Origin of the sequence: Microcoleus sp. Pol12B5, assembly GCF_036701335.1 — a bacterium.
Classification (GTDB): domain Bacteria; phylum Cyanobacteriota; class Cyanobacteriia; order Cyanobacteriales; family Microcoleaceae; genus Microcoleus.
Window position 1 is genome coordinate 1 of sequence record NZ_JAUBQQ010000017.1, and the last position, 6,579, is coordinate 6,579.

Consider the following 6,579-nt stretch of genomic DNA (forward strand, 5'->3'; position numbering starts at 1 on the left):
AGTTTTTTTTTGACAGTAATATCTAAGAGTTTTATCATTCTTGCTATTGTCGCTCTACTAACGGAAAATCCAATTTTCCCATAAAGTAAATAACGAAGTTCTTCAAGAGTAGCATCATTGTTTAATTCAATCAATTCCCCCAATATGAGTAGTTGCTCTGCATTCAGTTTGCCTTTGACTCCACATCGGTGAGTTCGGGGATTAATGTTTTTTGTTTCACGATATTGTTTAAGCAATTTTTGTACAAAGCTGAGGGCTACAGAAAAACGCTTAGCTATTGCTTTTTGTGAAATCGGTTCAGTATGATAAGTATCAAGGATTTTTTGCCTAAAATCAATCGAATAAGTTTTCATTTTTAACAATGTATGAAGAGGAGTAGAAGTAAACGTGTTGTGAGTCAACCAGAGCGTGCTGTCAGAAAAATGCTATTATGTGTGCTATCGCTTTCACGTGGCTTGTGCGTAACCATATAATTATAGTTCATTCGATGTGTGTTCTCTGTTTGACCCTCATGAATGAGTGTCAGTAACATCATACCTCATCTTTCTGAGAAAGGCTATAAATAAATATAAAGAAATGAAAACTTACCTAGAAGAAATTAATCAAGGTAAGGAGCGGGATGAATGGCCTTTAACTTGTGTCCTGTTTGCTCCCAATGCTCCGGAGCAGAATCCAGTCGAAGATATTTGGCTTCATGCCAAGACTTGGGTGAGAAAATTTGGGAAGCGGCTCAGTTCTTTTGCCTTGGTAAAATGGTTTTTTAATTTTACTATACAGTCACAAAGCTTTGACTTTCTCAAGTTACACAAATTTGGTATTTTTGAACCAATACTCAATGGAACTGCTGCTCGATCGAACCCTTAGTTAATTTACGAATGATTTGCGATCGCTATAGCACTTGACAGTTAAATTAACAGGTTATTATGTATAGCACCACAAGTTCAGTTCGATCGACATGACTATCTACATTGGAAATCTGTCTTACCGCGCCACCGAAGAAGACCTAAAAGCAGTATTTGCAGAATACGGCACAGTCAAGCGAGTTGTCTTGCCTACCGACAGGGAAACTGGTCGGATGCGCGGTTTTGCATTTGTTGAGATGATGGAGGATGCCCAAGAAGACGCTGCAATTGCCGAATTAGACGGTGCAGAGTGGATGGGGCGCCCCTTGCGAGTGAACAAAGCTAAACCGAAAGAAGAGGGAAATCGAGGCGCAGGTATCAAGAGAAACGACGGATATTAGTCCGCGATGCGGCGGTTGACATCCTCTCGAAACCCACCTGATGCACCAGTACGCCACTAGCACCGAATTGCAAGCAACAGTTGATTTTGGGGATGAAATGTCAAATCCGCTGCACAAGAACATCTATTCTTTATGGGCTGGACTTGATTCATAACTTTTTGAGAAAGACAGAGTTTATGCGCGGTAGTCTAGAAACCCGATTTCTTCTGCGATACCTCGCTGCTAAAATCAAAATTTATCAGGAGAAACCGGGTTGATGAGCATTAATCTTAGAAAGAGTAAACTCGCCCTTTTTCATCAATATAAACTGATCTGTCTTGCCGAGTGCTGCCGTCTGATCTGGTGATGCGAATCGTCAAAATGTTTGTCTGCGAGTCAACGTTATAGTCGTATTTCAAAGTTGTGGTTGCTGTTGTGGCATTAATCGGAATATTGGCAATGTCGCCGGTACGATTGCTGATGCGAACACTGATGTTTCTGCTGGCTCCGACTGGCAAGGATGACAAGCTGCCACCTGATTCACCGTATTCTAGGTTTAATCCAGTTTCATTTAACAGTCTTAGGGTAATGTTGCGAGTATTGTCAACCTGCGCTTGAGGTTGCCAGAATCCTGGTTTTTTGCCACCGTCAGTTGCAGGTTGAGATAATGCTGGGTGAGGATGCAGAAATGCTAGGGCGGCAAGTATTGCTGCGGTTGCAATAATTTTTGATTTCACGGTTTTTACCTCCGGGTCAAGAATTGGTGATATTTCTATCCTAGCTTTAAAATCGGATGTTAGTGGAAATAAGTTCGGCAACGAGCAATGTACGGGATGTAACGGATGTAACGGATGTCAGGAAGAAGGAATAAGGAATAAGGAATAAGGAAGAAATAGTAAAAGCAATACAAGCAAGGGCTTCACCAATTAACAATGTCCTCACTGTCTGGGCGGTTGCTATATAATTAGAAACCGGGTTTCTGTAGTTGTTAATATTCCGGGACGCACGGGTTGTCTAGAAATCCGATTTCTGAGCGGGTGACTGCTTGCCAAAACTATGATTTAGAGTAGAAACGGGATTTCTGAGGTCAAGTGCGTCCGGGAGTGGTTAATTGTTAATTATCGCTCGAGCGGCTTCTAGCAGCAGGCGCTGTTCGGCGCGGACGATCGCCCTGCTAGTTTGTTCTACAGCATCGAGATTGACCGAAATAGACGAAATTCCCCACCGCACGAAGGATTCAACTGTGTCGGGATATAATGCGGGAGCGTCGCCGCAGATTGAGCAAGGAATGCCGGCGGCCCGGGCCTGTTTGATTAATTGTTCGATCGCCCTCATCACTGCTCGATCGCGCCCGTTGAAAGCACCTGCTACCTGGTCGGAGTTGCGGTGACTGCCTAACAGAAATTGGGTTAAATCGTTGGTGCCGATGGAAATTCCTTGAACTCCTGCTGTTACGTAATCTGGCAATAAAAATAACACTGAAGGAACTTCCGCCATAATCCACAGTTGAAACTCGGTTGAGCGGTTTTTCCAAATTGTTTCTAAGCGCTGGCGGCAGTAGATAAACTCGTCAACCGAGCGCACGAAAGGCAAAATTAAATTAACATTGGTATGGCCTGACTCGCAGACTTTTTGAAGTACGCAGAGTTCCCAATCAAATAATTCCGGTTCAAAGGTATAACTGAAACTGCCGTGGGCGCCTGACTCCCGTAAATCGAGAGAGCGATAAAATATTGGTCGCGGCGAAACGGCAGCAGCAAATAAGCTCAGGCAATCGGCCATGCGATCGACAAATTCCGATTGGCGGCCGTCTTGTAGCCAAACTTTGGGGTTTTGACAGTCCAAAGCTTCTAATGCCATTAATTCCGATCGCAGCAATCCGATGCCGTCTATTGGCAGATTTTTGAGGCGGTCAATCGAACTTGTTTGGCTGACATTAACTAGCAGTTGAGTCGCCGTTGGTGGGCCCCAAACATATTGAGTAGACTCAGATTGTCGAGATTTAGGCCCGGAATTGGACGATCGCTCGGAGGTAGAAGATTGGTGCTTGGCTATTGACATTTTTGCTGCTGTACTGTATATATTGGCCTTTTTTGCTGTGTCCCGAAGTCGGCTGCTGTCTCCTCTGTCGATCGCATCGTGTTGGGCGAGGGCAAAAACTTCTCCGCTATCGCCGTCTACCAAAACCGAATCGCCCGATGCGATCGCCCGCGTGGCCCCGATCACTCCCACAACGGCGGGAATCCCCAATTCTCTTGCTAAAATGGCGCCGTGGCCTGTCATACCTCCTTGTTCGGCAACCACCCCAGCAGCAACCTTCAGCCAAGGCAGCCAATTCGGATCGATTGTCCGAGCTACCAAAATGCCTCCCGCTAAGAATTCCGCGTTTTCTGGGTGGGAATTAGTCATAACTTGGGCAATTGCTTCGGCTTTTCCTGATGCTGCTCCCACACCTCTAAGTATGGCAGGAGTTCGGGCTGGGGCGATCGAGTTGGGCTGCCGGAGGGCGATCGAAGTTTCCTCTCGTGGCGCGACTTTTTCCCCTTTCACCAGACGAACTTGAGTGAAATAAAACTGCGGTTCGCCGCTGTTTGCTGTCTGGTTTAGCGTCCACTCCAAAATTAAATCTGAGTCAAATTCGGCGATCGCTTTTTTACTCAATTCAATGATTTCTTGCAGTTGCGATTCCTCTAAAACGTATTCTGTTTGTGCTTCCTCTCCCAGCGCTAAAACTTGCACGCAACAGTCAGCAAAATCAGGAATTATAAAGGGAGAATCGGGAATTGGGAAAGCAGCAAACTTGCCCAGCAGGAGTTTTTTTTTCGGTTCACCATCGCCGACTTTGAGATTGTAGGCTAATGTTTTGTAACCGATCCGCTGGAATTTAACCGCGCTTGTTTCCGGCTGCACTTGATAGTAATCGGGGATGGTTTCTCCCTTAGCGAGGGACAATCCCAAACCGCTGGTGGCTTGGATTTCCCACTGTGCACCCGCCTTTGTTTTCACCTCGCCCGCGGCGATGGCTTCTTGAAGTGGCTGCACCAAAACTGCGGGATTGATTTGCTGTACCCGCAGGCCGCACCGCTGCCAGTAAAATAGACTTCGGGCTCTGAACATTTCTGCCCAAGCTCGTTTGAGTCCGTCCCCAATGGCTTCGGGTTCTGCCCGTACTGCCTGAGATGCCAGAATGCCCACTGTTTTCGGGTTCCAGGAAGTCAGGGAAGGGCGAAAAATTAAGGCTGTGGAGTTTAAGTTTGACTTGGAGTTGAGTTGAGAAACAGCAGACTCTAGGGTGGAGAGCAGTGAATCTGGCAGTTTGCCGGCGAGGATTTGGTGGCGGATGCTGCGGGCGATCGATTGCAGTTGTCTGGGTTCATCGACATTCAAGTGCAGTGAAGAGTGTGGCCAGTCAGCAAACAGCGGTTCTAGGCACTCGATCGACTCTAAAAACTGCCAGAATGTGGTAGCTGGTACGACAAAACCAGGTACAACAGGATGATTTTTCTGGAGCAAACAGCTCAAGTAAAATGCTTTTTCTCCCACTGCATCTCTGTCTGAAGGTTGAATTTTGTCTAACCAGTAGAGGTTTTTCACGCTGCGAGCCTGTCGGTGGAAACTGATTGAAGTTGAAAGTTTTTCCCATTAATCACTTACGACAATTTTAGGATGAACAAGCGACAATGGACGGGATTAGTCAAATCTTTTCTTAATCTATTTCTTAAGTCTAACTGTCCTCTTTGTCAGCGACCTGCCGCCGGAGAGTTTTGTCCCTACTGTCACAAGCAACTTCAGCGATGTCAGTTAAGCGATCCAGGTCGATTTTGGCATTCACAGCAGCGTGTTTTTGTGTGGGGTGAGTATGGCGGGGCTCTCAAACGGGCGATCGCAGCTTTGAAATATGACGGCAATCCGCAATTAGCCAAACCTCTAGGCGGCTGGCTGGCAGAAGCTTGGCTGAGTTTTCCCGAAATAGCTATAGAAAATTTAACAGTTGTACCGATTCCCCTGCATCAAGAAAAGCTCAAGGAGCGCGGTTTTAACCAGGCGGAACTTTTGGCTGAAAGTTTTTGCGAGCTGACTGGTTTGCCTTTGCAGCGGCACGGTTTGGAGCGGGTGAAAAATACTCAGGCTTTATTCGCTCTGACGCCACAGCAGCGCCAAGCGGAAATGAAAAATGCTTTAAGTTTGGGGAAAGATTTTCGTCGTCGGCTCCCGCGCGATCGAGTGCTGTTAGTTGATGATATTTACACTAGCGGTACTACTGTTAAATCGGCCATTAAAATTTTGGAACAATCGGGAATTTCGGTTTATGGAACTGTGGCACTTGCAACTCCGAATAAGAGCGATCGGTAGGCTATTTTGTCTTTTAGTTTAAAAATGTTTGTAGTGAGGACATGATATTAATCAGAATTTGCTAACAAGATTTTTTGGGAAAACGAACCCTGAAGACGCGAAGCCCGCGAAGGAAGAGAAAGAAGGGAGAGAGTTTAGGCGGAAAGTGGGAATTGATTGCTGATGTTCCAGTGGCTGCCGTCGTGAAGCAGTAAAGTTAATGCCGAAGCGGTAAACTCAAAGTGGAGCGATCGCCCTGCAAATTCCAACCAAGCCGTTTGAAAATTCTCTTTAGTTAAATCGCGAAACGCTACTGTCATGTGCGGTACAAATGGGCGAGTTTGAGAAACTCGATCGACAATTCCCAAACTTGCCTCCATATAACTCATCAAATCTTTGTGAATTTCCAGCAATTCGGGTGATTTGACAACATCAGCGTAAATGACGCGGGGCGCGAAAGCAGCAAAACCGGATAGAGTAACGGGAATTGGCAGCCGATTTGCAGAAAACTGGTTCAAACTTTCCTCTAATTTGGGAACATCCTTCGCTAACGAGTGAAAAGGAGGTTGTAGCGTGATGTGCGGCGGCGAATTCAAAGCTCCGAGGCTGTTATAATGTTCCGCAAAATACTGTTGAATCTCAGTAATGTGCTGTTCAATATCGGGAGGCGGCACTAGGGCAATAAAAAATCGCTGTTTTGACTGGTTCATAGGATAACATCGCAGTTAAGAAAGGATGGTGGAAAATGGAATATAGAGCATTTGCCCTAGATCCCGTTGCCGATCGCCCATTCCCAATCTAAAATATAAAATCTAAAATCCCAAATAAAAATGCCTTGGTTTGTCAAAATTGAGCAAGGAATTGTCGAAAAGCCTGTTTTTGACCAATACGTGCCAGCTCACAGAGCTTATGTTCGAGAGTTGATTTCTAAAGGACACCGAGCGAAAACTGGCTACTGGGCGCGGCGGGGCGGCGGTATGTTGATGTTTGAGGCGAGTTCGATGGATGAGGCGAAGGCGATCGTC

Annotated in this window: 6 protein-coding genes and 2 pseudogenes; 4 read left to right on the top strand and 4 right to left on the bottom strand. The window is 46.0% G+C overall.

Features of this window, described 5'->3' with window-relative positions:
• Positions 1-353, bottom strand: a pseudogene (locus tag QUA24_RS10955) (IS630-like element ISMae26 family transposase); the annotation flags it as partial.
• Between the two features lie 208 nt (positions 354-561).
• On the opposite strand from QUA24_RS10955, the pseudogene QUA24_RS10960 reads away from it, so the two are divergent.
• A pseudogene (locus QUA24_RS10960) lies at positions 562-864 on the top strand (IS630 family transposase); the annotation flags it as partial.
• Between the two features lie 91 nt (positions 865-955).
• Positions 956-1,243, top strand: coding sequence for an RNA recognition motif domain-containing protein (locus tag QUA24_RS10965; RefSeq protein WP_015179076.1), 288 nt, complete (start codon positions 956-958; stop codon positions 1,241-1,243).
• Between the two features lie 269 nt (positions 1,244-1,512).
• On the opposite strand, the gene QUA24_RS10970 is transcribed toward QUA24_RS10965, so the two are convergent.
• Both QUA24_RS10970 and QUA24_RS10975 read right to left on the bottom strand, forming a co-directional pair.
• Positions 1,513-1,959 carry a hypothetical protein gene (locus QUA24_RS10970; RefSeq protein ID WP_333229551.1) on the bottom strand — a complete coding sequence of 149 codons (447 nt, stop codon included), beginning with the start codon at positions 1,957-1,959 and terminating at the stop codon, positions 1,513-1,515.
• A gap of 370 nt (positions 1,960-2,329) precedes the next feature.
• On the bottom strand, positions 2,330-4,816 hold the full coding sequence (locus tag QUA24_RS10975) for a putative PEP-binding protein (protein WP_333229553.1): 2,487 nt from the start codon (positions 4,814-4,816) through the stop codon (positions 2,330-2,332).
• A 72-nt stretch (positions 4,817-4,888) separates the two neighbouring features.
• Between QUA24_RS10975 and QUA24_RS10980 the strand changes: the two genes are divergently transcribed.
• The gene (locus tag QUA24_RS10980; protein ID WP_333229555.1) at positions 4,889-5,575 is read left to right on the top strand and encodes a ComF family protein; all 687 of its coding nucleotides are present in this window, start codon (positions 4,889-4,891) and stop codon (positions 5,573-5,575) included.
• A 134-nt stretch (positions 5,576-5,709) separates the two neighbouring features.
• On the opposite strand, the gene QUA24_RS10985 is transcribed toward QUA24_RS10980, so the two are convergent.
• A complete protein-coding gene (locus tag QUA24_RS10985) occupies positions 5,710-6,264 on the bottom strand; it encodes a 2'-5' RNA ligase family protein (RefSeq protein ID WP_333229557.1) in 555 nt (184 codons plus the stop codon).
• Positions 6,265-6,384: 120 nt separating this feature from the next.
• Between QUA24_RS10985 and QUA24_RS10990 the strand changes: the two genes are divergently transcribed.
• Positions 6,385-6,579, top strand: a 195-nt coding sequence (locus QUA24_RS10990) for a hypothetical protein (protein ID WP_333229560.1), incomplete at its 3' end; no start/stop codon positions are given.